This window comes from Pseudomonas sp. 05N36 (assembly GCF_056397385.1).
This window is the reverse complement of the sequence record NZ_JBFTNH010000020.1, coordinates 1-26375: the sequence shown is the minus strand read 5'-3', so window position 1 is coordinate 26375 and position 26375 is coordinate 1. Positions and strand designations below refer to the sequence as shown.

Annotated in this window: 25 protein-coding genes; 15 read left to right on the top strand and 10 right to left on the bottom strand. The window is 58.9% G+C overall.

From position 1 onward, the window contains the following. Positions 1–763 precede the first annotated feature (763 nt). The 5 genes from AC1DIH_RS22185 to dksA all read right to left on the bottom strand — a co-directional run bounded on the left by AC1DIH_RS22185 (position 764) and on the right by dksA (position 6836). A complete protein-coding gene (locus AC1DIH_RS22185) occupies positions 764–2197 on the bottom strand; it encodes a sigma-54-dependent transcriptional regulator (RefSeq protein ID WP_054595560.1) in 1434 nt (477 codons plus the stop codon). Between the two features lie 22 nt (positions 2198–2219). Continuing rightward, on the bottom strand, positions 2220–5174 hold the full coding sequence (locus AC1DIH_RS22180) for a sensor histidine kinase (RefSeq protein ID WP_477773304.1): 2955 nt from the start codon (positions 5172–5174) through the stop codon (positions 2220–2222). Then, positions 5158–5334 carry a hypothetical protein gene (locus AC1DIH_RS22175; protein ID WP_003176118.1) on the bottom strand — a complete coding sequence of 59 codons (177 nt, stop codon included), beginning with the start codon at positions 5332–5334 and terminating at the stop codon, positions 5158–5160. The genes AC1DIH_RS22180 and AC1DIH_RS22175 overlap by 17 nt, the downstream gene beginning before the upstream one ends. Positions 5335–5411: 77 nt before the next feature. Further along, positions 5412–6308 carry a tRNA glutamyl-Q(34) synthetase GluQRS gene (gene gluQRS / locus AC1DIH_RS22170; protein ID WP_477773303.1) on the bottom strand — a complete coding sequence of 299 codons (897 nt, stop codon included), beginning with the start codon at positions 6306–6308 and terminating at the stop codon, positions 5412–5414. An 84-nt stretch (positions 6309–6392) separates the two neighbouring features. After that, a complete protein-coding gene (gene dksA / locus AC1DIH_RS22165; protein ID WP_427534217.1) occupies positions 6393–6836 on the bottom strand; it encodes an RNA polymerase-binding protein DksA in 444 nt (147 codons plus the stop codon). Between the two features lie 332 nt (positions 6837–7168). Between dksA and AC1DIH_RS22160 the strand changes: the two genes are divergently transcribed. Together AC1DIH_RS22160 and sfsA are read left to right on the top strand one after the other, a co-directional pair. Then, on the top strand, positions 7169–8341 hold the full coding sequence (locus AC1DIH_RS22160) for a pyridoxal phosphate-dependent aminotransferase (protein WP_054595564.1): 1173 nt from the start codon (positions 7169–7171) through the stop codon (positions 8339–8341). Further along, entirely contained in the window at positions 8341–9054 is a 714-nt protein-coding gene (sfsA, locus tag AC1DIH_RS22155; RefSeq protein ID WP_477773302.1) for a DNA/RNA nuclease SfsA, read from the top strand. Before AC1DIH_RS22160 ends, sfsA begins: the two co-directional genes overlap by 1 nt. Here the strand turns inward: sfsA and AC1DIH_RS22150 are convergent. Then, on the bottom strand, positions 9051–9368 hold the full coding sequence (locus tag AC1DIH_RS22150; protein ID WP_477773301.1) for a Rieske (2Fe-2S) protein: 318 nt from the start codon (positions 9366–9368) through the stop codon (positions 9051–9053). The genes sfsA and AC1DIH_RS22150 overlap by 4 nt on opposite strands. Positions 9369–9553: 185 nt before the next feature. Here AC1DIH_RS22150 and AC1DIH_RS22145 point away from each other — a divergent pair, with 185 nt between their 5' ends. From AC1DIH_RS22145 to AC1DIH_RS22130, 4 genes are read left to right on the top strand one after another with little or no spacing between them, the layout of a single operon-like run. Beyond that, positions 9554–10441, top strand: coding sequence for a heme/hemin ABC transporter substrate-binding protein (locus AC1DIH_RS22145; RefSeq protein WP_477773300.1), 888 nt, complete (start codon positions 9554–9556; stop codon positions 10439–10441). A gap of 50 nt (positions 10442–10491) precedes the next feature. After that, complete coding sequence (locus AC1DIH_RS22140; protein ID WP_427534221.1) at positions 10492–11475, top strand: FecCD family ABC transporter permease; 984 nt, start codon at positions 10492–10494, stop codon at positions 11473–11475. Next, a complete protein-coding gene (locus tag AC1DIH_RS22135) occupies positions 11475–12242 on the top strand; it encodes a heme ABC transporter ATP-binding protein (protein WP_477773299.1) in 768 nt (255 codons plus the stop codon). The genes AC1DIH_RS22140 and AC1DIH_RS22135 overlap by 1 nt, the downstream gene beginning before the upstream one ends. 9 nt (positions 12243–12251) lie before the next feature. Then, positions 12252–13103 (top strand): ChaN family lipoprotein, encoded by an 852-nt coding sequence (locus AC1DIH_RS22130; RefSeq protein ID WP_477773298.1) that lies wholly within the window; start codon positions 12252–12254, stop codon positions 13101–13103. 255 nt (positions 13104–13358) lie between these two features. Here the strand turns inward: AC1DIH_RS22130 and AC1DIH_RS22125 are convergent, their stop codons facing one another. The 3 genes from AC1DIH_RS22125 to AC1DIH_RS22115 all read right to left on the bottom strand — a co-directional run bounded on the left by AC1DIH_RS22125 (position 13359) and on the right by AC1DIH_RS22115 (position 15847). After that, positions 13359–13631 carry a TfoX/Sxy family protein gene (locus AC1DIH_RS22125; protein ID WP_019691679.1) on the bottom strand — a complete coding sequence of 91 codons (273 nt, stop codon included), beginning with the start codon at positions 13629–13631 and terminating at the stop codon, positions 13359–13361. 222 nt (positions 13632–13853) lie between these two features. Next, complete coding sequence (locus tag AC1DIH_RS22120) at positions 13854–14198, bottom strand: pentapeptide repeat-containing protein (RefSeq protein ID WP_054595571.1); 345 nt, start codon at positions 14196–14198, stop codon at positions 13854–13856. A gap of 92 nt (positions 14199–14290) precedes the next feature. After that, complete coding sequence (locus AC1DIH_RS22115; protein WP_477773297.1) at positions 14291–15847, bottom strand: bifunctional aminoglycoside phosphotransferase/ATP-binding protein; 1557 nt, start codon at positions 15845–15847, stop codon at positions 14291–14293. A gap of 117 nt (positions 15848–15964) precedes the next feature. Between AC1DIH_RS22115 and mrcB the strand changes: the two genes are divergently transcribed. Genes mrcB through AC1DIH_RS22100 form a run of 3 tightly spaced genes read left to right on the top strand, consistent with a single transcriptional unit; the run spans position 15965 to position 19399 of the window. After that, positions 15965–18289, top strand: coding sequence for a penicillin-binding protein 1B (gene mrcB / locus AC1DIH_RS22110; RefSeq protein WP_477773296.1), 2325 nt, complete (start codon positions 15965–15967; stop codon positions 18287–18289). A gap of 16 nt (positions 18290–18305) precedes the next feature. Continuing rightward, positions 18306–19064 (top strand): tetratricopeptide repeat protein, encoded by a 759-nt coding sequence (locus AC1DIH_RS22105; protein ID WP_477773295.1) that lies wholly within the window; start codon positions 18306–18308, stop codon positions 19062–19064. After that, positions 19064–19399: a YqcC family protein gene (locus AC1DIH_RS22100; RefSeq protein WP_477773294.1), complete on the top strand. Its 336-nt coding sequence runs from the start codon at positions 19064–19066 to the stop codon at positions 19397–19399. Before AC1DIH_RS22105 ends, AC1DIH_RS22100 begins: the two co-directional genes overlap by 1 nt. A gap of 18 nt (positions 19400–19417) precedes the next feature. Here AC1DIH_RS22100 and AC1DIH_RS22095 read toward each other — a convergent pair whose 3' ends face one another. Next, positions 19418–19837 carry a DUF4124 domain-containing protein gene (locus AC1DIH_RS22095; protein WP_477773293.1) on the bottom strand — a complete coding sequence of 140 codons (420 nt, stop codon included), beginning with the start codon at positions 19835–19837 and terminating at the stop codon, positions 19418–19420. A 399-nt stretch (positions 19838–20236) separates the two neighbouring features. Here AC1DIH_RS22095 and AC1DIH_RS22090 point away from each other — a divergent pair, with 399 nt between their 5' ends. The 6 genes from AC1DIH_RS22090 to msrQ all read left to right on the top strand — a co-directional run bounded on the left by AC1DIH_RS22090 (position 20237) and on the right by msrQ (position 26219). Continuing rightward, complete coding sequence (locus AC1DIH_RS22090; RefSeq protein ID WP_477773292.1) at positions 20237–21961, top strand: acetolactate synthase 3 large subunit; 1725 nt, start codon at positions 20237–20239, stop codon at positions 21959–21961. Positions 21962–21963: 2 nt separating this feature from the next. Continuing rightward, the gene (ilvN, locus tag AC1DIH_RS22085) at positions 21964–22455 is read left to right on the top strand and encodes an acetolactate synthase small subunit (RefSeq protein WP_003205610.1); all 492 of its coding nucleotides are present in this window, start codon (positions 21964–21966) and stop codon (positions 22453–22455) included. Between the two features lie 48 nt (positions 22456–22503). Further along, entirely contained in the window at positions 22504–23520 is a 1017-nt protein-coding gene (gene ilvC / locus AC1DIH_RS22080) for a ketol-acid reductoisomerase (protein ID WP_003185459.1), read from the top strand. Positions 23521–23664: 144 nt separating this feature from the next. Then, a complete protein-coding gene (gene pssA / locus AC1DIH_RS22075; protein ID WP_054595577.1) occupies positions 23665–24522 on the top strand; it encodes a CDP-diacylglycerol--serine O-phosphatidyltransferase in 858 nt (285 codons plus the stop codon). A 63-nt stretch (positions 24523–24585) separates the two neighbouring features. Then, positions 24586–25599 carry a protein-methionine-sulfoxide reductase catalytic subunit MsrP gene (msrP, locus tag AC1DIH_RS22070; RefSeq protein ID WP_477773291.1) on the top strand — a complete coding sequence of 338 codons (1014 nt, stop codon included), beginning with the start codon at positions 24586–24588 and terminating at the stop codon, positions 25597–25599. Further along, positions 25599–26219 (top strand): protein-methionine-sulfoxide reductase heme-binding subunit MsrQ, encoded by a 621-nt coding sequence (gene msrQ, locus AC1DIH_RS22065; protein ID WP_477773290.1) that lies wholly within the window; start codon positions 25599–25601, stop codon positions 26217–26219. The genes msrP and msrQ overlap by 1 nt, the downstream gene beginning before the upstream one ends. The last annotated feature ends 156 nt before the right edge of the window (positions 26220–26375 follow it).

The window sequence follows — 26375 nt, the reverse complement described above, 5'->3', positions numbered from 1 at the left end:
TGGTGTAGGAAGCTGCGCAAGGTCTCTGTAGCAGCTGTCGAGCCATGCGAGGCAGCGTTCGGCGGCGGAGCCGTCGTAAATGCATACACCTCATACTGCCTGACAGAGCGCAATCTCAGATTCTACGACGGCTACGCCGCCGAACGCAGCCTCGCGGGCTCGGCAGCTGCTACAAGCTACAAGGGCCAAACGCCAGAAACCACAAGGGGAGCCGAAGCTCCCCAAGAAGTAGTTGCATGCTCTATTTTTATTTTTGGTTTCGGGCTTCTTGTTTTTGTGTCGCGCCCTTGTCATGAAGGTTTCCTTCATGACCCTCCCAATCGGGAGCCAAGAGCAAACGGATTGCTTTGGTCGCTGTGTTGCAATGATCTATGCGATCCAACCAGTTCAGGCTCTGCCTTAGGGCAGTTTTTGTTGTTCTCGGCCTGGTTGCGGGGCAAGCCCCAAATACAACGCCTCTCCAAAAGAATCAGTTAGCTACGCCTCTCGCCGTCTTGTTTTTGTTGTGCGTGAGTCGATTCGTCTTATTTTTATTGTCTTGTGCATTGCTTGTTATTGTTCTTGTACCAAACATATAGCAGGTGCCGTGCCAACTTTTGCGAGCCCCAGTAAAACAAGGGGTTAGGTGCCTGGATCGCTTTTTTCGGGGCCAAAAAAAGCCGGGGCTTCGTTACCGTAAGCCCCGGCTTCTGTTACGAGAAAAAGCTGCGGTAACAGTTTTTTCACATTGTCATGTGTTACTCGCACACYCGACAGGTGACGTTCAGCTCTCGCTGGTCGCGCCGGTCTTGCGCCGCGGGATACCCAGGCGCTGACGGCGCTCCCACAGGCATTTGCGACTGACGCCGAGTTTGCGAGCCAATTCGGTTTCGGTCATGTGGTCCTGGTGTTCGAGGACGAAGTGCTGGAAGTAGTCTTCCAGTGACAGGTCTTCGGTGGGCTCGTGGCTGGTGTTACCGGTGCTGCCCTGTTGCGGTGCCAGGCCGATGAACTCGTCGTCTTCAAGATCGCTGAGCTCGATATCGATGCCCAGCAACTCGGCGGAAATCTCCGGGCTCTCACACAGGATGACAGCACGCTCGACSGCATTTTCCAGTTCGCGCACGTTACCCGGCCAGGAGTAATGACGAATCGCCTGTTCGGCGTCCGGAGCGAATTTCAGGTCGGTGCGATTCACGCGCGCGCTCTGGCGGGCGAGGAAAGCATTGGCGATTTCGTTGACGTCCGCGCCACGCTCACGCAGGGCCGGCAGTTTCAGGGCGATAACGTGGAGACGGTAATACAAGTCTTCACGGAACTGGCCGATCTTGGCCAGGCTCTTCAGGTCACGGTGAGTCGCAGCGATCAGGCGGACGTCGACCTTCTGCGATTGCACCGAGCCCACACGGCGGATTTCACCTTCTTGCAGCACGCGCAGCAGGCGCGCCTGGGCTTCAAGTGGCAGTTCGCCGATCTCATCAAGGAACAAGGTGCCGCCGTCGGCTGCTTCAACCAGGCCTGCACGCCCGGCGCTGGCGCCGGTAAACGCGCCTTTCTCGTGGCCGAACAGCTCGGACTCGATCAGGCTTTCCGGGATGGCCGCGCAGTTCACCGAAATCATCGGTGCCTTGGCGCGTTTGGACAGGTTGTGCAGGGCGCGGGCGACCAGTTCTTTACCAGTGCCTGATTCGCCCTGAATCAGCACATTGGAATCGGTGGGAGCCACTTTACGGATTTTGCCGTACAGATCCTGCATCGGTGGGCACGAGCCAATGATGCCGATTTCGCCATTGCTGTTATCGACAGCGGACTTCGCCGAGCCGCTGGCTTTGCCGACCGCAGGTTCGCCCACGGAGCTTTGCGCCGATTGCCGGTCACGCAGGATGCGCGCGACGGCCTGGAGCATCTCGTCATGGTCGAAAGGCTTGGCGATGTAGTCCACCGCGCCCATCTTCATTGAGTCGACTGCCGAGCGCAGGCTGGCGTAGCTCGTCATGATCAGCACCGGCTTGCCCTGGCCCAGCTTGATCAGTTCGGTGCCCGGTGCGCCAGGCAGGCGCAGGTCACTGACAATCAGGTCGAACGTGGGAATGCTGAAGCGTTCTTGTGCTTCCTGCACTGAACCGGCTTCGCTGACCTGGTACTGGTTACGTTCCAGCAGGCGGCGCAAGGCGGAGCGGATAATTGTTTCGTCTTCGACGATCAAAATGTGCGGCATTGATTCGATACTCTCGACGGTCTCAGTTCACAGCGGACGTCGCTTCGACATGACGCGGTAAGGTCACCCGGATACGGGTGCCGCGTTGGCTTTGTGTGTCAGCCGGGCTGTCGATGGTGATTTGTCCATAATGCTCTTCAACGATGGAATAGACCAGTGCAAGGCCCAGACCGGTGCCTTCGCCAGGATCCTTGGTGGTGAAGAAGGGTTCGAACAATCGGTCCATGATGCTCGACGGGATACCACTGCCTTCGTCTTCCACGATCAGATCGATCGTGTGTTCGTTGGCTTCACTTTTTACCCGTACCGCGCTGCCGGCCGGCGATGCATCGCGGGCGTTGGACAGCAGGTTGATCAACACCTGGGCGAGTCGTTGCGGATCGCCATCGACCCAATGCTCGGGATCGCACAGGTTAAAGAACTGCACTTCGAAGTTGCGGCGGTTCAGCGCCAACAGACCAATGGCATCCTGAGCCACCTCGGCCAGGCAGACCGGTTCGTCATTGTGCTGGTGGCTGCCGGCGTGGGCGAAGCTCATCAGCGACTGAACGATGCGTGACACGCGCTTGGTCTGTTCGAGGATTTGCCCGCTGATTTCCTTCAGCTCGCCGTCTTCTTCGCGCTCTTCGCGCAGGTTCTGCGCCAGGCACGCGATGCCGGTGATCGGGTTGCCAATTTCGTGGGCCACGCCGGCCGCCAGTCGACCGATACTCGCCAAACGTTCGGAGTGCACCAGTTTGTCTTCGAGCATCTGGGTTTCAGTCAGGTCTTCGACCAGCAATACCAGGCCACTGTTACCGGGCGCGAGCGGTTCGTCGATCGCCGCTTTGTGCAGGTTCAGCCAGCGCGTCTGGCCGTCCAGGGCCAGGTGCTGTTTGTGCAAATGTTCGTCCGGAAGATTGATGAAGCCTTGCAGCAGTTCTTTCCACGGCTCGCCGAGGGTGCCCAGGCGTGAACCGACCACGCGCTGCGCGGCGATCCCGGTCAACTCCTCCATGGCCTTGTTCCACATGAGGATTTCCTGATCCTTGGCCAGCGAGCAAACACCCATCGGCAATTCTTGCAAGGTCTGGCGGTGATAGCGGCGCAGGGCATCGAGTTCGGCGGCAAGGCCGGTGAGGCGCGAGTGATAGTCCTCAAGACGGCTTTCGATGAAGTGAATGTCTTCGGTGACGTAGTTTTCACCGCCAGCCTTGTACGGCAGGAAAGTTTCGACCATGTCTTGCGCAACGCTCGGGCCCATCAGGCCGGAGAGGTTGGCTTCGATTCGGTCACGCAGTCGGCGCAAGGCGTACGGGCGACGCTCGTCGAATGGCAGATAAAGATCGCGCAGCGCCTGTTCGACTTCTTTCTGCGCGGCTTTGGCGCCCAGCGGTTTGGCCAGTTGGGTGGCGAATTCCTGGGGTGAGGCGGCGTGCAGTTCGCGGCGTTGCGGGCGGCGTACGTTGTCCACGGCGCAGGCTTCGGCGGCGCTGGCTTCTTCGGAGCTGGCGTTGGTGAACAGCGAGATCAGCGTGAACATCAGCACGTTGGCCGCCAGCGACGCGATTGCCGCCATGTGCCAGCTGGTGTCGTCGAGCACGTAGATCATGTTCAGCAACGGGATATAGAAGCCTTGCAGGTTGCCGACCAGCGGCAACAGCATGGTCACCAGCCAGACCAGAATCCCCGCCAGCAACCCGGCGATGAAGCCGCGACGGTTGGCGGTTGGCCAATACAGGACGGACAGTACGCCGGGCAAGAACTGCAGGGTGGCAACGAATGCGACGATGCCCAGGTTGGCCAGGTCTTGCTCGGCGCCCAGCAGCAGGTAGAAACCATAGCCGGCCATGATGATCGCGACGATCAAGGCGCGGCGGGTCCATTTCAGCCAGCGGTAGATGTTGCCTTCGGCAGGCGGCTGATAAAGCGGCAGCACCAGATGGTTCAGGGCCATTCCGGACAGTGCCAGGGTGGTGACGATGATCAGGCCGCTGGCAGCTGACAAACCACCGACGTAGGCCAGCAGTGCCAGGGCCTTGCTGTTGGCGGCGATGCCGACGCCGAGGGTGAAGTATTCGGGGTTGGTGGTGGCGCCAAGTTTGAGGCCGGCCCAGAGAATCAGCGGTACGGCCAGGCTCATCAGCAGGAGGAACAGCGGCAAGCCCCAGCTCGCACTCACCAGCGAGCGCGGGTTGAGGTTTTCGGTGAACGTCATGTGGTACATGTGCGGCATCACGATCGCCGAGGCGAAGAACACCAGCAGCAGCGTGCGCCATGGGCCTTCTTGCAGCGGCGTGTGCAGGGCGGCGAGGGCGGTCTGGTTTTGCAGCAACCAGACTTCCAGCTGTTGCGGGCCATCGAACACGCCGTACAAGGCGTAGAGACCAACGCCACCAATGGCGATCAGCTTGATCACCGATTCAAAGGCAATCGCGAACACCAGGCCTTCGTGTTTCTCCCGGGTCGCTATATGCCGCGAGCCGAAGAAGATCGTGAACAGGGTGATCAGCGCACAAAAACTCAAGGCGACCCGATGCTGCACCGGCTCACGGGTGAGGATGCCAATCGAGTCGGCGACCGCCTGAATCTGCAATGCAAGCAACGGCAGCACACCGATCAGCATGAAGATGGTGGTCAGCGCGCCGGCCCAGGTGCTGCGGAAACGAAACGCAAACAGGTCGGCCAGGGAGGAAAGCTGATAGGTGCGGGTGATCTTCAGAATCGGGTACAGCAACACCGGCGCCAGCAGAAACGCCCCGGAGACACCTAGATAGCTGGACAGAAAACCATAGCCGTACTGATAGGCCAAACCAACCGTGCCATAAAACGCCCAGGCGCTGGCGTAGACACCCAATGACAAGGTGTAGGTCAGCGGGTGGCGAATGATCGCTCGCGGGATCATTCCGCGTTCACTGATCCAGGCAACACCAAACAGCACCGCCAGGTAGGCGGCACTGATCAGGATCATCTGGGTCAGGCTAAAGCTCATCGGCATCTTTTTGGCTCTGCAGGATGAAGGTCACGACGATCAGAATCAGCCACAGCAGATACGGGCGATACCAGGCGCCAGTGGCGTCGATCCACCAGTCCATGATGGCTGGGGAGAACAGATAGATCCCCACTACCAGGAGCAGGACCAAGCGATAGATGTACATCCCGGCCTCTCTTTATTGTGCGCGTGCCCGAAAACGTGCGGCGATGGTAACGGATGGGCGCCAACCTGCAAGCTTAGTCAGCGTAATTGCGCTTCGGGCAGTGTCAGTGTGCGCGGGATTAACGCCGCATCCCAGTGCTTGATACCCCAATTCAGTACTTCCCCGGGGCTGGCGTTATCGAGTTCGTGGCCAGGGTTTTGTCCCAGTGCGCGCAGGGCACGCAGCAACAGGGGCGTGGCCTGATCTTCGGTCAATGGCGGTGAGCGATAGGACTTGCCGAGCTTGTTGCCGTCCGGCTGGGTAATCAGCGGCAGGTGCAAATAGCGTGGTTGCGGCAGGCCGAGCAGCTCTTGCAGGTACAACTGGCGCGGGGTGGAATCGAGCAAGTCGGCACCGCGGACGATATCGGTGATGCCTTGCCAGGCGTCGTCGAGCACCACTGCCAGTTGATAGGCATAGAGCCCGTCGCGCCGACGGATCACGAAGTCGCCGACCTCGCGGCCCAGGTGCTGGCGGTACTCGCCTTGTACGCGGTCTGTGAAGTGATATTCCAGTTCCGGGACGCGCAAGCGGATTGCGGCGTCTTCGCTGGCATGACCGGCGTTGCGGCACAGGCCTGGATAAATCCCGTGATAAGGCGCCAGTTTTTTCCGCGAGCAGGTGCAGGCGTAGGCCAGGCCGTGGTTGAACAGTTGATTCAACACCTGCGCATAGGCGTCGTGACGGTCGCTCTGGCGGACCATTTCGCCGTCCCATTCGAAGCCGTAGCTTTCCAGTGCCTTGAGGATCGCCGCCTGCGCGCCGGGCTCCTCCCGAGGCGGGTCGAGGTCTTCCATGCGCAACAGCCAGCGCCCGCCGACCGAGCGGGCGTCAAGGTACGAGGCCAATGCCGCGACCAGCGAGCCGAAGTGCAGGTGCCCGCTGGGGGTGGGAGCGAAGCGCCCGATGTAGGCGGGGGATTTGATGGCAGTCATGGTCGCGATGTTAATGGAAAGAACAAAACAGTCAGAAACAAAAACGGAGCGTTCGCACGCTCCGCTTTTTGTTCAAGTGGCCACTTACTTGCCGACTTGCTTTTCCTTGATTTCTGCAAGGGTCTTGCAGTCGACGCACATGTCTGCGGTAGGGCGGGCTTCCAGGCGTTTGACGCCGATCTCGACACCGCAGGACTCGCACCAGCCGTATTCTTCGTCTTCGATCAGTTGCAGGGTCTTGTCGATTTTCTTGATCAGCTTGCGCTCGCGGTCGCGGGCACGCAGTTCGAGGCTGAATTCTTCTTCCTGACTGGCACGGTCGGCCGGGTCGGGGAAGTTCGCCGCTTCGTCCTTCATGTGATCAACAGTGCGGTCGACTTCCTGCATCAAGTCCTGTTTCCACTTGTTCAGGATCTTGGTGAAGTGCGCGCGCATGGACTGGCCCATGTACTCCTCACCCTTCACTTCTTTGTAGGGTTCGAAGCCGCTGATCGACTGGTTCTGCTGTTGCTTTGCTTGGGTGGGCATGAAATGGACCGCCTCTACTCTTGTAATCCATTGCGCAGGATTGCTCCATCACCGACACCTGCCGGCCCTGCGGCTGCAAGCGGGCGAACTTACCAGATCAAATCGGAGCGCGCTACTCCCGGATGTCGAGGCTGCGGTCCGCGAGGCTTGCAAATGTTTGCAAAGCCTTGTCTGGTGGGTCTGGAGGCCTGATCAGATATTGATTTTAGTCAATCCTGAGCCATATGTATCAGCTCTTTTACGGGTGAACTTCCGGTTGTGACCGCTTTAGGTTCTCGCTCGTTCCCGGGCTTGGGTAGAATCAATTCTTTTCCCCCGTTGAAGGAAGGCTAATGGCTCAGCCCTACAGTGCGCGCAGCCGCGCTATCGAACCTTTCCATGTCATGGCATTGCTGGCGCGCGCCAATGAATTGCAAGCGGCCGGGCACGACGTGATTCACCTGGAAATCGGTGAACCGGATTTCACCACCGCCGAGCCGATCATCAAGGCCGGCCAGGCGGCGCTGACGGCGGGGAAAACCCGTTACACCGCGGCTCGCGGCATTCCAGAGCTGCGTGAAGCCATATCGGGCTTCTATGAACAGCGTTACGGGTTGAACATCGACCCGCAGCGCATCCTCATCACGCCGGGCGGTTCCGGCGCGTTACTGTTGGCCAGCGCCTTGCTGGTCGATCCCGGTAAACACTGGCTGCTGGCCGACCCGGGTTATCCGTGCAACCGGCATTTCCTGCGGCTGGTGGAAGGTGCGGCGCAATTGGTGCCGGTCGGCCCGGACGTGCGCTATCAGCTGACGCCAGGCCTGGTCGAGCGTTACTGGGATCACGACAGCGTTGGCGCACTGGTCGCTTCACCGGCCAACCCGACCGGGACCATCCTGACCCGCGATGAACTGGCCGGGCTGTCTGCGGCAATCAAAGAGCGCCACGGTCATCTGGTGGTGGACGAGATCTATCACGGCCTGACCTACGGCACCGACGCTGCCAGTGTGCTGGAAGTCGATGACAGCGCTTTTGTGCTGAACAGTTTCTCCAAGTATTTCGGCATGACCGGCTGGCGCCTTGGTTGGCTGGTCGCCCCGGAGGCTGCGGTCGGCGAGTTGGAAAAACTCGCGCAGAACCTTTACATCAGCGCGCCGAGCATGGCCCAGCACGCAGCACTGGCCTGCTTCGAGCCGGACACCATCAGCATTCTCGAAGAGCGCCGGGCCGAGTTCGGGCGCCGACGTGACTTCCTGTTGCCAGCCTTGCGCGAGTTGGGTTTCGGGATCGCCGTGGAGCCGGAAGGCGCCTTCTATCTGTATGCCGATATCAGTGCCTTTGGCGGTGATGCGTTTGCCTTCTGCCGGCATTTTCTGGAAACCGAACACGTTGCCTTCACCCCGGGCCTGGATTTTGGCCGGTATCAGGCCGGTCATCACGTGCGGTTCGCCTACACCCAGAGCCTGCCACGTTTGCAGGAAGCGGTTCAGCGGATTGCCCGTGGCCTGCGGAGCTGGCAAGGCTGATGCATTTCAATCCTCCTCTGGAAGAAGGTCGGCTGATTCGTCGCTACAAGCGTTTTCTCGCCGATATCGAAACCGTTGGCGGCGAGTTGCTGACCATTCACTGTCCCAACACCGGGTCGATGTTCAATTGCATGGTCGAAGGCGGGCAGGTCTGGTTCAGCCGCTCCAACGATCCGAAACGCAAGTTGCCCGGTACCTGGGAGATCAGTGAAACCCCGCAAGGGCGGCTGGCCTGCGTAAATACCGCGCGGGCCAATACCTTGATTGAAGAGGCGCTGCGTGGCGGTTTGATCACTGAACTCAATGGCTTTACCGGGCTCAAGCGTGAAGTGCCATACGGTCAGGAAAACAGCCGCATCGATTTTCGCCTCGATTACCCGAGCGGCCCGGCCTTCGTTGAAGTCAAAAGTGTCACGCTGGGCTTCGACGGCTCAGCGGTCGCGGCGTTTCCGGACGCGGTGACTCAGCGCGGTGCCAAGCACTTGCGCGAGCTGGCGTGCCTGGCGCGGGACGGTATTCGTGCGGTGCAGTTGTATTGCGTCAATCTGACCGGCATTGACTCGGTGCGCCCGGCCGAGGAGATCGATCCGGGTTACGCGGCCGCGTTGCGCGAGGCGAAAGCGGCCGGGGTTGAAGTGTTGGCGTACGGTGTGAGCCTGACCTCGAATGAGGTGCGCGTTGACCGTCGACTGGAGGTGTTGCTCGACGCCTAAAGTTGAACCCAGATGCCCTGGCTGTCTTCGCGGCACGCCAGGGCGCTGAGGGACTGCCCGGCACAGGGCCCGGCCACGCATTCGCCGCTTTCGATCAGAAACAGTGCGCCATGGGTGGCGCACTGGATCAGGCTGGCGCTGGGGTCGAGAAACTGGTCAGGGTGCCATTCGAGGCCGACACCGCGATGCGGGCAGCGATTTTCGTACACATAGACCCGACCTTCACGGCGCACGGCAAACAACTTCTGGCCGTCGATCTCGAAACCACGGCTGCTGGCATCGACCAGCTCGGCGCTGGAGCAAAGAAACTTCATGACTATCCTCAAGTGCCAAAGGCTCTGGCCTCTGGCGGTGATGCGTGCGCGCTCACTGGTTAGCAAATGTGTCTGCGCTTGACGTGCAAATGCAAACAATTATCAAATGGGTGTTTCGCCCGTGGTGATTGCGTAGCTGACGACGCCTTGATCCTGCGGGAAAACTCCACAAAGGAAACCCTGTTATGCGCCTGAGTACCAGCGCTATTGCGCTCTGTGTCGGACTTTTGCTCAACCATGGGGCTCAAGCGACCGAATTGCCGCAACGCTGGGTCAGTGCTGGCGGGGCTTTGTCGGAGTGGGTGAGTGCATTGGGTGGCGAGTCGAAACTGGTCGGCGTCGACAGCACCAGCCAGCATCCCGAATCGCTCAAGGCCTTGCCGAGTATCGGTTATCAGCGGCAATTGTCGGCAGAAGGCATCCTGAGTTTGCGTCCGCAGATTCTTGTTGGCACCGAAGAAATGGGCCCACCGCCGGTGTTGTCGCAGATTCGCAGTGCCGGGGTGCAGGTTGAGCTTTTCTCTGCACAACCTGACTTGCCAACCCTGCAAGGCAACTTGCAGCACCTGGGTAAATTGCTCGGTAGCGAGCCGCAGGCCACGGCGTTGTTCCAGAGTTATCAACAGCAACTTGAGCAGCAGAAAGCCTGGGTCAGCCAGGCTCAGGCCAAACAAAAAGCGCCGGGCGTGTTGCTGTTGCTGGGGCACGCTGGCGGCAAGCCGCTGATCGCCGGTAAAGACACCGCAGCCGATTGGCTGTTGCAACAGGCGGGTGGGCATAACCTGGCGACCCATACCGGTTACAAGCCTTTTTCCGTTGAGTCCCTCGCGGGCCTGACGCCAGACGTACTGGTGTTTGCCGACCGGGCGCTGAGCGGTGACGCCGCGCGCGCCGCGTTGTTCAGGGAAAACCCGATTCTTGCGTCGACGCCGGCGGCCAAGGCCGGGCGGGTGTTCGAACTGGACCCGACGCTGTTGGTTGGCGGCTTGGGGCCACGCTTGCCTTTGAGCCTGGTGAAGCTGTCGGCCGGGTTCTATCCCGCTGAATCGGCCAAGGCAAACATCGCCCCATGAGTACTCTGGTCAAACCCCGTTCGTTGTTCATTGGGCTGAGCCTGCTGTGTTTGCTGGCGATCTGGTTGTCATTGGCCCTGGGCCCGGTCAGCTTGCCGCTGCTCGATACGTTGCGCGCCGCGATGCGGATGATTGGATTGCCGATTCCTGCTGAAGGGCTGGAGCAGGCTGAATTGATTCTGGGGCAGATTCGCTTGCCGCGTACCTTGCTCGGTTTGGCGGTGGGCGGGGTGCTGGCATTGTCGGGTGTGGCGATGCAGGGCTTGTTCCGCAATCCGCTGGCCGATCCGGGGTTGGTCGGTGTCTCCAGTGGTGCCGCGCTGGGTGCGGCGATTGCGATTGTTGGCGGCGCGCTGTTTGGCGGTTTGCCTGAGGCGATAGGCCCTTATCTGTTATCGCTGTGTGCGTTTCTGGGTGGGCTCGGGGTGACGGCGCTGGTTTACCGTCTCGGACGACGTAACGGCCAGACCAACGTGGCAACCATGTTGCTGGCAGGCATCGCCCTGACGGCGCTGGCCAGTTCGGCGGTGGGTTTGTTCACCTATCTGGCGGACGACGCGACCTTGCGTACGCTGACTTTCTGGAACCTGGGCAGCCTCAATGGCGCCAGCTATGCGCGACTCTGGCCATTGTTGCTGGTGAGCGCCGCGGTAGCACTGTGGTTGCCGCGCCGGGCCAAGGCGTTGAATGCGTTGTTGCTCGGCGAGTCCGAGGCCAGTCATTTGGGGATCAACGTCGAAGGGCTCAAGCGTGAACTGGTGTTTTGCACGGCGCTGGGCGTCGGCGCTGCTGTTGCGGCGGCGGGGATGATCGGTTTTGTCGGGCTGGTGGTGCCACATCTGGTGCGACTGTTGGCAGGGCCTGATCATCGCGTGTTATTGCCGGCCTCAGTCCTGGCAGGCGCCAGCCTGTTGTTGTTTGCCGATCTGGTGGCGCGGTTGGCGCTGGCCCCGGCTGAATTGCCGATTGGCATCGTCACGGCGTTTATCGGCGCACCGTTCTTTCTATATTTGCTGCTACGAGGTCGCGCCTGATGCTGCGAGTGGAAAACCTGCAGATCTGCCGCGGCAAGAAAATTGTGCTGGCGGATATCGATCTTGAGCTCAAGCCGGGTGAAGTCCTTGGGGTGCTGGGCCCCAATGGCGCAGGCAAAAGCACCTTGCTCGGCGCGTTATGTGGCGAGTTGCACCCTGATCATGGCCGTGTCTGGCTCGATCAGCACGAGCTAAGCCAATGGGATGGCACACAGCGGGCGCAACGCCTGGCGGTATTGCCACAGGCCTCGACCCTGGATTTTGCCTTCAGCGTCGAGGAAGTGGTCGGCATGGGGCGTTTGCCCCATCAAACAGGCCGGGTGCGCGATGACGAAATTATCGCTGCTGCCTTGCAGGCTGCCGATGTCGGGCATTTGAGTGGTCGCAGTTACCTGGCTCTGTCCGGCGGTGAGCGCCAGCGTGTGCACCTGGCGCGGGTGCTGGCGCAGCTTTGGCCGGGGGAGGTCGGGCAAAACTTGCTGCTCGACGAGCCGACGTCGATGCTCGATCCGCTGCATCAGCACACCACCTTGCAGGCGATTCGGGAATTTGCTGATCGCGGTGCGGCGGTGCTGGTGATTCTGCATGACCTGAATCTGGCGGCGCGTTACTGTGATCGTATTCTGTTGCTCGAAGGTGGCCGTCCGCATGCGTTGGACACGCCGCAGCAGGTGCTGCGGCCGGAACCGCTCAAAGCCGTGTTCGGGCTGGATGTGTTGGTGCAGCCGCACCCGGAGCGCGGGCATCCGCTGATCATCGCCCGTTGAGGTGAGCTCATGCGTGGGATATTGATTCTGGCGCTGTTGTTACTGGTGTCATGCCAAAACATGGCACCCAGTGCCGTGGATCAACCGGCGGGTGTGATTCGCGATCTGCATAGCGGTCAGCGCCTGAGCGCGCAAGCGCTTGTCGAACGGTTGGCCGGGGCGCCACGGCTGATCGTTGGCGAGCAGCATGACAATCCCGATCACCATCACGCGCAACTGTGGTTATTGCAGGCACTGGCCCAGCGCCGGACTCAGGGCAGTGTGCTGCTGGAAATGCTGACGCCGGATCAGCAGGCACGTGTCGATGAAATCCATGCGTTGGACACCGCTCGCTGGCCTGCCGATTTGCCGACGGCGTTGGCCTGGCAATCGGGTTGGGACTGGAGTCTGTATGGGCCGATTGTGCGCTATGCCCTGGCTCAGCCCTATCCGTTACTGGCGGCGAATCTGGACTCGACTGACATTCGGCGTATGTACAAGCAAGCGCCGGCCGTAAGCGGAACCCGGTCGAATGCGCCTGCGGTCAGGATTGAGCTGCTGGCGCAAATCCGCGAGTCTCATTGCGGGTTGTTACCCGAAAGCCGGATGCCGGCGATGCTGGCAGTTCAGCAACAACGTGATCGGCAAATGGCCGCACAGCTGCTGGCAGCGCCCGCGCCGGCATTGTTGTTTGCCGGCGCTTATCACGCGCGGCTGGACATTGGCGTACCGCTGCATGTGCAGGATCTTGGCGAGCATTCGGCGCCCGTGGTGGTGATGCTGGCGGAGAAGGGAGCTGTGGTCACGTCGGCATCGGCGGATTACGTCTGGTACACGACCGCCCGACCCGTGCAGGACTATTGCGCGCAAATGCGTCAGTAACAAACAGTCGGTGCATTTCGCGAAGTACTTTTCGACAGGCAAAAAAAGACCCGGCAAGAGCCGGGTCAAATAACCGTGATTAGCCTGATGAGGAGATAATCTGAGAGTCCGAACCAATGGTCTTTCAGAAGATCAGCTGATCTCGCGATCAGTTGCGATAATCATAACGATTCTCATTTGTAAGTCAATCGCTGTTTTCCGAGTTCTTTGCTCTTTTGCCAGGCACTTGTCTGGATTACCTGCAAATGCTGGGCTTTAGACCTTGTGACGTGACGAAATGGCTTCAAGCTGTTTATTGAGTGCTTCCTTGCGATCAGCGGGGATATCGTTCCAGTGCACATCCATCAGCGCCCCCTCAATCGCATACAACAACACCTTCGAGGCGCGAAACCCGCGAGTGCGTACCGCCCGATAAGCATCCACTGCGCCCAGGCGGCGCAAGTCCGAGGCGCTGTGGATGCCCACGGCATGCAGCCATTGCGCCGATGTCTTGCCAAGGTTTTTCAGGTGTTGCAGTTCATCATTCATCAAGCCTCCTTGCGACAGCCGAAGAGTGCGTGGGCAAGCCTCACAGGAGTGTAGCGGTCAGTAGGAAAAGCGTGGTTGTTTGGTCAGTTTGAACGCAAAAGCTTCTAAGGCGTTCTACCAGATAGCTCTGGAAAGGGCGGTAGCGGCGGCAGGAAATGATTTGGTAGATCCTGCATGCAGTCCGGCGCACGGTAGGGCGCCGGACTCAGGTGACGGCAGGTGTTAGCGGGTGCGGTAGCGCAGGCGAGTGCCGAAATTCATCGACATGAGAATTTCGTCAGCGCTCAGCTCGGAGGGAAAGTAAGCACCGGAGATTTGTGCGTGAGCCAGGCTCGCGCCTTCGAGGGAAGCATCACGGAAATCAATGCCGCGCAAGTCGGCTGAGCGGAAATAGGCATCGCTGAAATCAATACCTTCGGCGTTCAGCTCGCGCAGGTCTAGACCACGAAAGTCGCCACCCACCATATCGATAGGCCCGGACTTGGGCCGTTCGCGATTGAAGCCTTCGATGTCGTCTTTGTGCAGCAGGGCATACAGCGGGGTGTCGAGAAGTTTCGGCTGGCTCATAAGGTGTCACCTGTTGGTTTTATGACGCCAGTATAGTGCCACTATTTTGCAGGCGTGAAGCCGGTGAGGGCTTCGCGCCTGAATATAGTTTCTTACAACCCCGGAAGACGCTGACGAATTTGCGCGACCACAGTGTCGAGGGTCCCGCTTTCATTGGTCTGAACGCGTTTGCTGCAGAGAATCTCTGCCGGAGTCAGCGGCTCGCGACTGGCTTGTTGAGCGGCGATAACAGCCAGATTGGCGTCGGACGGATCGTTTTTGTCTGCCTGACGCTGCGCCAGCCAGCTCTCGATCACGGCTTGTGGCGCATTGCAATCAAGGATCAGGAATGGCGCGCCGGTCGCTTCGGCAATTTTTGCCGCGCTATCGCGTTGTTCGCGCTTGAGGTAAGTCGCGTCGATGACCACCGGGAAACCGGCGCGCAGAATCACGCCAGCAATTTCATGCAGGCGGGAATAGGTGGCGGCACTGGCGTCGGTGCTGTAGATGCCGGCTTGCAGGTCGTTCGGTACGTGCTGTTCACCGAACAGACGCTTGCGCTCGACATCGGAGCGCAGGCGAATCGCGCCCAGTGCTTCTACCAGGCGCATGGCTACGTGGCTTTTGCCGACGGCGGAAACACCATGGGTGATCGCCATGAAGCGCGATGGAATGGTGCTGTAGCTTTCCGCCAGGTTGGCGTAGTTGCGGTACTGGCGCAGGGTGGTGGCGCGTTGTACCGGGTCGGCCTCGGCGGGCATGCTGAACAGGGCAACCTTGGCGCGAACCAGCGCGCGGTAGGCTTTATAGAAGTTCAGCAGCTCAAGGCCCTGATAGTCGCCGGTCAGCTCCAGGTATTGGCTCATGAAACGGCGAGCGAGGCTTTTCAGACCACGGTCTTCGAGGTCCATCGCCAGGAAACCGGTGTCGGCATAGACGTCGGTGAAGCGGAACGGCTCGTTGAATTCGATGCAGTCGAAAATCACCACGTTGCCGTCGATCACGGTGACGTTGCCCAAATGGATATCACCGTGGCATTCGCGGATGAAACCTTCGGCCTTACGTTGTACCAGCAGTGGTTTCAGGCGTTCGAAACTGCTTTCGGCCCAGGCTTGCAGGGCGTCGAGTTGCAGCAGGTCGGCTTTTTCGCTGAGGAACGGGCGGATTTGTTCGAAGTTCTGCCGCACCGGTGCCATGACGCTTTCAGGCGTGCCGGCTTCATGAGCTGCCGGAACCTTCGGGGTGCTCAGGTGAAACCGGGCGATCTGCCTGGCCATCTCGTCGATGTGCGTAGTCGTCAGTTCGCCATTGGCCTGCAGGTTGCTGAGCAACTGGCTTTGCGGGAACTGGCGCATTTTCAGCGCGTAATCGAGCACTGGCCCGGTGCCGCCCAATTGCGGTGCTTCAACACTCCCGGTGATCGGCAAGACTTCCAGGTACAAATCCTTGGTCAGACGCTGGTTCAGACGCAGTTCTTCGCCGCAGAAATGTTCGCGTGACTCGAGACTGGTGAAGTCGAGGAAGCCGAAATTGACCGGCTTCTTCACTTTATAAGCATAGGGGCCAGTGAGCAGCACCCAGGAGATGTGCGTTTCGATGACCTGGAATCCCTCTACAGGATGCGGGTAGAGGGCCGGGTTTTGCAGGGCAGCGATCAAGGACTGGCTCACAGGTGATCCTTCAGAGTCTGGAAAAATTCAAGGGCAACATTATGGCGGCAAGCCGGACTAACGCAAACCTCGTCGGGCTCATGTTGATCAGGAATAAAGTGCGTATAATCCGCCGCCATGACTCGTACCCGATCCCCTCGTTCCCCTAAAAAACCTCCTTCTAGCGGCCTGCGCCCCTGGTTAGGCTGGGCGCTGAAGCTCAGTCTGGTCGGCCTCGTGGTGCTGGCGGGCTTCGCGGTTTACCTCGATGCCGTGGTCCAGGAGAAATTCAACGGCAAGCGCTGGACCATTCCGGCCAAGGTTTATGCGCGCCCGCTCGAGCTGTTCGTCGGACAAAAGCTGAGCAAGGAAGACTTTCTCGTCGAACTCGATGCCCTGGGTTATCGCCGCGAAAGCGTGGCCAATGGACCTGGCGCGGCATCGGTCAACGGCAATACCGTCGATCTGAACACCCGAGGGTTCCAGTTCTATGAGGGCCTGGAGCAGGCTCAACCGGTGCGTGTGCGTTTCTCGGGCGATTACGTCGCCGAGCTGTCGTCGACCAACGGTTCAAAACTGTCGGTAGTGCGCCTTGAGCCGCTGTTGATCGGTGGCCTTTACCCGAAAAACCTCGAAGACCGCATCCTGATCAAGATCGACCAGGTGCCGCCGTATCTGCTCGATACGCTGGTGGCGGTGGAAGACCGCGACTTCTATCACCACTTCGGTGTGTCGCCGAAGTCGATCATGCGGGCCGTTTGGGTCAACACATCGGCCGGGCAAATGCGTCAGGGCGGTAGTACCTTGACGCAGCAACTGGTCAAGAACTTCTACCTGACCAACGAGCGCAGCCTGAGCCGTAAGCTGACCGAAGCGATGATGGCGATGCTGCTTGAGTTGCACTACAAAAAGCCGGACATTCTTGAGGCTTACCTCAATGAAGTGTTCATCGGTCAGGACGGTCAGCGCGCCGTGCACGGTTTTGGTCTGGCCAGCCAGTTCTTCTTCAGCCAGCCACTGTCCGAGCTCAAATTGCATCAAGTCGCGTTGCTGGTAGGTATGGTCAAAGGGCCGTCCTATTACAACCCGCGTCGCTACCCGGAGCGCGCGCTTGAGCGACGCAATCTGGTGCTCGATCTGCTGGAACAGCAAGGTGTCGCTACCGCCGAGCAAGTCGCCGCTGCGAAGAAAATGCCGCTGGGCGTGACCAAGCGCGGCAGCCTGGCCGACAGTTCGTTCCCGGGCTTCCTCGATCTGGTCAAGCGCCAGCTGCGCGAAGACTACCGTGATGAAGACTTGACCGAAGAAGGTCTGCGGATCTTCACCAGTTTCGACCCGATCCTGCAGATGAAAGCCGAAGCCTCGGTCAACGATACCTTCAAGCGCCTTGCCGGCCGCAAAGGTTCGGATGACGTTGAAGCGGCGATGGTCGTGACCAACCCTGAAACCGGTGAAGTCCAGGCGATGATTGGTAGTCGTCAGGCCAGCTTTGCCGGATTCAACCGCGCGCTGGATGCCGTGCGGCCAATCGGTTCCCTGATCAAGCCGGCGGTGTACCTGACTGCGCTTGAAAAGCCGAGCCAGTACACCTTGACCAGTTGGCTGTCCGATGAGTCTTTCTCGGTCAAAGGCGCAGATGGTCAGGTCTGGAAACCGCAGAACTATGATCGTCGCTCCCACGGTACGGTTTTCCTGTACCAGGGGCTGGCGCATTCCTACAACCTGTCGACGGCGCGTCTGGGGCTGGAAGTCGGTGTACCGAACGTCCTGAAAACCCTTGGACGTCTGGGCATCACTCGTGAGTTTCCGGCCTTCCCGTCGATGTTGCTGGGGGCGGGTGGCATGACGCCGATAGAAGTGGCAACCATGTACCAGACCCTGGCCAACGGCGGTTTCAACACGCCGATGCGCGGGATTCGCAGTGTACTGACCGCCGAAGGTCAACCGCTCAAGCGTTATCCGTTCCAGATTCAGCAGCGTTTCGATCCGGCGTCCATCTACCTGATCCAGAGCGCCATGCAGCGCGTGATGCGTGAAGGTACCGGCAGCTCGGTTTACAACGTGCTGCCCAAGACGCTGACGCTGGCCGGTAAAACCGGTACCAGTAACGACTCGCGAGACAGCTGGTTCGCCGGTTTCAGTCAGGATCTGCTGGCAGTGGTCTGGCTGGGTCGCGATGACAACGGCAAGACGCCGTTCACCGGTGCCACGGGCGCATTGCAAGTCTGGACCAGTTTCATGCGCAAGGCCGACCCGTTGCCGCTGGATATGCCGCAGCCGGATAATATCGTTCAGGCCTGGGTCGATTCGCGCACCGGGCAGGGTTCTGAAGCCAGCTGCCCAGGCGCGGTGCAGATGCCGTATATTCGCGGCAGCGAACCGCCTCCTGGCGCTGCGTGCGGTGGTTCAGGCCCCTCGCCAGGCGAATCGGTGATGGATTGGGTCAAGGGCTGGATGAATTAAGCAAAGAGGGATTCAAGTGAACAAGTGGTTTATTCCAGCGGTTACGGTGACAGCCCTGGCTTTGCTCAGCGGTTGCTCCAATGTGCAGCATGGCTCGATTCCAGTGGTCGACTCCGGTACGGCCGTGTCCAACAGTGAGCGGATCTCTGCCACTGGCGGTTTCCGCAAAAGCACCGTGAAACGTCCGGCACAAGCCCAGACTCAGGCGATCCCGCAGGGTGACACTGGCGTGGTGGTCATGATCCCGGGCGGTGGCGCGACGACGTCGACGCCAATCAGCACGCAGCCGATCAGTCCTGGCCCGACCAGCTCCGGTCCGATTACTCCGGGGACGTATGACAGCGGACCGATGCAGTCGGCACCAATCAATCAGGGTAACTACAGCATGCCATCGACGCCGAGCGGGATTCCTCCCGCGAGCAGCGCCGGCGGTTTGTCTGCCGACGAGCAGCTGGACGGTCCGGTGCTGGCCTTGCTGACTACCGCACAACAGCAACAGGCGGGCGGCGATCTTAATGGTGCGTCCTCCAGCCTCGAGCGTGCCCAGCGGGTTGCTCCGCGTGAGCCGCAAGTGCTTTATCGTCTGGCGCAGGTGCGCTTGGCCCAAGGTGATGCAGCGCAAGCCGAGCAGTTCGCTCGCCGTGGTTTGACGTTTGCCAATGGGCGTCCGGACCTGCAGGCGAGCCTGTGGGAATTGATCGCCCAGGCGCGTGAGAAACAGGGCGACTCCGCAGGCGCGGCGCAGGCTCGTCAAAAGGCCAAGGTTTCGCTCTGATGGATGTCCGTTTTCCGAAGATCGCTGAACAGCTGCTGCTGATCGAGCGCGAGTTGCGTCTTCAGGGCTGGTGGGACGAGCTCCCACCTAGCGCTGAGGCGCTGGCCAGCGTCGAGCCATTTTCCGTCGATACGCTGGATTTCGAGCAGTGGCTGCAATGGATCTTCCTGCCACGCATGAAGACCATCCTCGAGAACAACCTGCCGCTGCCAAATGCCTCGGGCATTCAGGAAATGGCCGAGATGGTCTTTGCTTCGCGTAATGTCCAGGGCAAGGATCAGCGGTTGCAAGCCTTGCTCAAAGAGTTCGATCAGCTCATCACGGCCTCCCGCTAAGCCGGAAACTGCCAGCGCCTACTGGCAGTTATCCTGGATCTGTTTTTGTGTTTCGGTGATGCGTTCCTGACGCTGTTGGTCTGTCAGGCGACGCATCTCACCGTCGACTTCCTCGCGTAGCCTCGGATTGTTCTGCAGTTGAGCCAGGTTCGTTCGTGCCTGTTCGCAGAACGTCTTGAGCTGGGCTTGCCGCTCGGCGACCTGCTTTTTCACTGTGTTGTCGATGGCCTGCTGATCGCCTATCGCGCTGTTGTGCGGTGGAGTGATCGGTTTGCCAGCGGGCAGGGCGGGTTTCACTACGGTGGCTTCCTGGCCTTGAGGCGGCTGTGCATCGAAATGGGTAACGCCCTGGCCATCGATCCACTTGTAGATCGGACTGGCCATGCACAAAGGGCTCAGGCCAATCAGCAGACTGGCCGTGAAGATCAACGTTCGCATGCCGTTTCCTTGTCGTGGGTTGCGCAATTGAAGCTAACACACCTGCTATTTATAGGTTTTTTCTTGCGTTCTCATGCGCTTAGTTCGAATAAAGCACATTGACGGCTTGACTTGCAGAGGGCGAAACAGAAGAATCCAAAGTCCGCTGTAGAGGGACTGCCAGAAGCAGGCCCGCTCGGCAGATCATGAGGCGCACATCCGCGCCGACCTGTTACACCCGCAACGCGTTACCTCGCGCTGGGTGGGAAAGCCCCGCAACACTTGGGACGATCCCAATACTTGCTCAGTCAGTGCTGACGTAGTCGGCGACCACCGTCGCTCATGCTCTGCCGAGAAGTAAACCTATTAAGACCCGTCCCCTTATGTGGGCGGTATTCTGGCGTTTTAGAGGTGAACAACGTGGAGCTTTTATCTGGCGGTGAGATGCTCGTCCGCTTTTTGCGTGACGAAGGCGTCAAATATATCTACGGGTACCCGGGCGGTGCTCTCCTTCATGTATACGATGCCCTGTTCAAAGAACCGGAAGTGACCCACATCCTGGTTCGTCACGAACAGGCTGCGACCCATATGGCTGACGGCTATGCCCGTGCTACCGGTAAAGCCGGTGTAGTACTGGTGACCTCCGGCCCGGGCGCAACCAACGCCATCACCGGTATTGCCACGGCCTACATGGACTCCATTCCGATGGTGATCATTTCCGGCCAGGTGCCTAGCACCATGGTAGGCACCGATGCGTTCCAGGAAACCGACATGATCGGTATCTCCCGGCCGATCGTGAAGCACAGCTTCATGATCAAGCACGCGTCGGAAATCCCGGAAGTCATGAAGAAAGCGTTCTACCTGGCGCAATCCGGTCGTCCTGGTCCTGTCGTTGTCGATATCCCGAAAGACATGACCAACCCGGCCGAAAAATTCGAATACGTCTTCCCGAAAAAAGCCAAGCTGCGCTCCTACAGCCCGGCGGTTCGTGGTCACTCCGGGCAAATCCGCAAGGCAGCAGAAATGCTGCTGGCGGCCAAGCGTCCCGTGCTGTATTCGGGCGGCGGCGTGATCCTCGGTGGTGGCTCTGCGCCGCTGACCGAACTGGCGCAAATGCTCAACCTGCCAGTGACCAACACCCTGATGGGCCTGGGTGCCTACCCTGGCACCGACCGTCAGTTCATCGGTATGCTCGGCATGCACGGTAGCTACACCGCCAACCTGGCCATGCACCATGCTGACGTGATTCTTGCTGTCGGCGCGCGTTTCGATGACCGTGTGATCAACGGCCCGGCCAAGTTCTGTCCGAACGCCAAGATCATTCACATCGACATCGATCCGGCTTCGATTTCCAAGACCATCAAGGCAGACGTGCCTATCGTTGGCCCGGTTGAGAGCGTCCTGACCGAAATGGTCGCGATCCTCAAGGAAATCGGCGAGACCCCGAACAAGGAGTCTGTTGCCAGCTGGTGGAAGCAAGTTGACGAGTGGCGTGGTGATCGTGGCCTGTTCCCGTATGAAAAGGGTGACGGTAGCCTTATCAAGCCGCAAACCGTGATCGAAACCCTGTGCGAAGTGACCAAGGGCGATGCCTTCGTGACCTCCGACGTGGGCCAGCACCAAATGTTCGCGGCGCAGTACTACAAGTTCAATAAGCCGAACCGCTGGATCAACTCCGGTGGCCTGGGCACCATGGGCTTCGGTTTCCCGGCGGCTATGGGCATCAAGTTGAGCTTCCCGGATGCCGACGTCGTCTGCGTGACGGGCGAGGGCAGTATCCAGATGAACATTCAGGAACTGTCCACCTGTCTGCAATACGGTTTGCCGGTAAAAATCGTCATCCTGAACAACGGTGTTCTGGGTATGGTTCGCCAGTGGCAGGACATGAGTTACGGCAGCCGTCACTCGCACTCCTACATGGAATCGCTGCCTGACTTCGTCAAGCTGGCAGAGGCCTATGGTCACGTCGGCGTGCGCATCACCGACTCGAAGGATTTGAAGTCGAAGATGGAGGAAGCGTTCGCCATGAAAGATCGCTTGGTGGTGCTCGATATTTCGGTCGACACCAGCGAGCACGTCTATCCGATGCAGATCAAAGACGGCTCCATGCGCGATATGTGGCTGAGCAAGACGGAGCGTACGTAATCATGCGGCATATTATTTCCTTGCTTCTGGAAAACGAACCGGGCGCTCTGTCTCGTGTAGTCGGCCTGTTCTCGCAGCGCAACTACAACATCGAGAGCCTGACCGTGGCACCTACTGAAGACCCGACCCTGTCGCGTCTGACGCTGACCACTGTTGGCCACGATGAAATCATCGAGCAGATCACCAAGAACCTGAACAAGCTGATCGAAGTGGTCAAGCTGGTCGACCTGTCGGAAAGCGCTCACATCGAGCGCGAACTGATGCTGGTCAAGGTCAAGGCCACCGGCGCCCAGCGCGCCGAGATCAAACGCACTACCGATATTTATCGTGGGCAGATCGTCGATGTCAGTGCCAGCGTGTATACCGTTCAATTGACCGGTACCAGCGATAAGCTCGACAGTTTCATTCAGTCGATCGGCACTGCCTCGATTCTGGAAACCGTACGCAGTGGCGTCACCGGGATTGCCCGTGGCGACAAAGTACTAAGCATCTAAACCAAATTAGCGAATGGCCTGAACGGCCTGGATATATAGGGGAAATTCATGAAAGTTTTCTACGATAAAGACTGCGACCTGTCGATCATCCAGGGCAAGAAAGTTGCCATCATCGGTTACGGTTCCCAGGGCCACGCTCAAGCGTGCAACCTGAAAGACTCCGGCGTTGATGTTACTGTCGGTCTGCGTAAAGGTTCGGCCACTGTTGCCAAAGCCGAAGCACACGGCCTGAAAGTGACTGACGTTGCTTCCGCTGTTGCTGCAGCCGACCTGGTCATGATCCTGACCCCGGACGAGTTCCAGTCTGCCCTGTACAAGAACGAAATCGAGCCGAACATCAAGAAAGGCGCCACCCTGGCCTTCTCCCACGGCTTCGCGATCCACTACAACCAGGTTGTGCCGCGCGCTGACCTCGACGTGATCATGATCGCGCCGAAAGCTCCGGGCCACACCGTGCGTTCCGAGTTCGTAAAAGGCGGCGGTATCCCTGACCTGATCGCTATCTATCAGGATGCTTCCGGCAACGCCAAAAACGTTGCACTGTCCTACGCTGCCGGCGTTGGCGGTGGCCGTACCGGCATCATCGAAACCACCTTCAAGGACGAGACCGAAACCGACCTGTTCGGCGAGCAAGCCGTTCTGTGCGGCGGTACTGTTGAACTGGTCAAGGCCGGTTTCGAAACCCTGGTTGAAGCTGGCTACGCGCCAGAAATGGCCTACTTCGAATGCCTGCACGAACTGAAGCTGATCGTTGACCTCATGTACGAAGGCGGTATCGCCAACATGAACTACTCGATCTCCAACAACGCCGAGTACGGCGAGTACGTTACCGGCCCTGAAGTCATCAACGCTGAATCCCGTCAGGCCATGCGTAATGCCCTGAAACGTATTCAGGACGGCGAATACGCCAAGATGTTCATCAGCGAAGGTGCTACCGGCTATCCTTCGATGACCGCCAAGCGTCGTAACAACGCTGCGCACGGCATCGAGATCATCGGCGAGCAACTGCGCTCGATGATGCCGTGGATCGGCGCCAACAAAATCGTCGACAAAGCCAAAAACTAAGTCACGAGTTTGTACAGAAAACGCGGCTTAGGCCGCGTTTTTTCGTTTGAGTGGTCGGTTCTGGTATAAAGCTGCATCGTTTGCGGCCGAACCGTTGTCGCAGACACCTGTCGAAACTTTCCACACCGTTGCAAGGTAATGTCCATGAGCGAACGTCCCGAAGAGCCAAACCAGGCCTCAGACGCCGAGAGCCTGCTACCCATCGATGAGCATGTCGAAGAAGGGCATGACGCTGAAGGCCGTAAAGTCCGGCATCGTGGTATCTATCTTCTGCCGAATCTGTTCACCACTGCGAACCTGTTCGCAGGGTTCTATTCCATCATCAACTCGATGAGTGCCCAGAGCGCCTTGAGTGCCGGTGATGCGGCAAGCGCGAGCAAGTACTTTGCTTTTGCGGCGATCGCGATTTTCGTCGCCATGGTCCTCGACGGCCTTGATGGCCGGGTAGCGCGCATGACCAATACCCAAAGCGCCTTCGGTGCCGAGTACGACTCGCTGTCGGACATGGTTGCCTTCGGCGTTGCGCCGGCGTTGCTGGCATTCGGCTGGGCGCTTGGGGATATGGGCAAGGTTGGCTGGATGGTTGCCTTCATCTATGTCGCAGGCGCGGCATTGCGCCTGGCGCGCTTCAATACTCAGGTCGGCACTGCAGACAAGCGCTACTTCATCGGCCTGGCCAGTCCGGCTGCGGCAGGTGTGGTTGCAGGTATTGTCTGGGCATTCAGCGATTACGGGATACAGGGCTCCAAGATGTCCTTCCTGGTTGCGCTGATGGTTGCCGCCGCCGGGATGTTGATGGTGAGCAACATCAAGTACAACAGCTTCAAGGAACTGGACCTGAAAGGCCGCGTACCTTTCGTGGCGATCCTGGCGGTGGTACTGGTGTTTGCGGTGGTCTTCAGCGATCCGCCACGCATTCTGCTGCTGGTTTTTCTCGCCTATGCAGCTTCTGGCCCGGTGCAGTACCTGTTGCATCTTCGTCGGCACAAAAACGCCGAGTGATGTAATTTCCCTCATACTCCGCAGTCTATTGGTGCATCTGTCCTCCAATTCTGCGGAGTTGCCATGTTGTTCAAGTTTCCCAAATCGTCCGACTGTCATGAGTCGGACGTCACGCCTGAGTCTCTCTATCTCTCTCGTCGCAGTGTGCTTGGTGGGGCGATCGCCGGTATGGCGGTCAGCGGCCTGCCACGATGGGCCAGCGCTGACAGCGCGGCTCGGTACGCGGATGTCGAGTCGGGCAAGGCGCCTTCCTGGTTTTCCGAAAAGCTCCCTGCAACCAAATGGGAGGCGGTTACCGTCAAGGATGAGGCGATTACGCCGTTCAAGGATGCAACTCACTACAACAACTTCTATGAGTTCGGTACCGACAAGGGCGATCCCGGGCAGAACGCTGGCGCGCTGAAAACCGAGCCGTGGTCTGTGGTTGTCGATGGCGAGGTGGGTAAGCCAGGGCGTTATGCGCTGGAGGACTTCATGAAGCCGTATCAGCTGGAGGAGCGCATCTATCGCCTGCGCTGTGTGGAAGCCTGGTCGATGGTGATTCCGTGGATCGGCTTTCCCATCTCGGCGTTGCTCCGTCAGGTCGAACCGACTTCCAAGGCAAAGTACATTCGTTTTGAAACCTTGCAGGACCCCAAGACCATGCCGGGGCAGCGCTCTGGTTTTGCCTTGATCGATTGGCCTTATGTAGAAGGGCTGCGTCTGGATGAGGCGATGAATCCGTTGGCGATTCTTGCGGTCGGCATGTATGGCCGTGAGCTGCCCAACCAGAACGGCGCTCCATTGCGTTTGGTGGTGCCATGGAAATACGGGTTCAAGAGTGTCAAATCCATCGTGCGTATCAGTCTGGTCAGCGAGCAGCCGAAAACCACCTGGCAGAGCATCGCGTCCGATGAGTATGGCTTTTACGCGAACGTGAACCCGACGGTTGATCATCCGCGTTGGACTCAGGCCAGGGAGCGGCGCCTACCGAGCGGGTTGTTCAAGCCTAATGTACGTGAGACGCAGATGTTCAATGGCTATGCAGATGAAGTCGCTTCTCTCTATACAGGCCTCGATTTGCGGAAGAATTACTGATGCGTTTTCCAGTGTGGCGCATTAGCGTCTTTATCGTTGCGGCAGTGTGGCCATTGCTCTGGCTGTATGAAGCCTGGAGTTTTGCCTTGGGACCGGATCCCGGAAAAGTGCTGGTGGATCGACTGGGGTTGGGGGCTCTGGTCCTGCTATTGATCACCTTGAGCATGACGCCTGTACAAAAGCTGACAGGATGGGCAGGGTGGATTGCCATTCGGCGGCAGCTCGGGCTGTGGTGCTTCGCTTATGTTGTTCTGCATTTGAGTGGCTATCTGGTTTTCATTCTCGGTCTAGATTGGTCTCAGTTGGGGGTGGAGCTGAGCAAGCGGCCGTACATTATTGTCGGCAGTCTGGGATTTCTTGGTCTTCTGGCGCTGGCGGTTACATCCAATCGTTATAGTCAGCGACGATTGGGTGGCCGTTGGAAAAAGTTGCATCGCTTGGTCTATGTGATTCTTGGCCTTGGATTACTGCATATGCTTTGGATAGTTCGGGCGGATCTAAAGGAGTGGGCGATCTATGCATCTATAGGTGCACTGCTATTAATGCTGCGAGCACCCTCTGTAATGCGCCGAATCCCTCGTTTGATGACCAGAAATGCACCTTCTGCAACAAAAGCGTAATTAACCCTTGACGGCAGATTCTGGAAGTCTATAATTCGCCCCACTTCCGGCGCAGTCGAAACGGAAAACTCCTTGATAAACAAAGAGTTACGCAGTTTTCGACAGCGGTTACGCTTCAGTTCATCGAAGCCTGAAGGAGTTGAAAGAGCGGTGTTG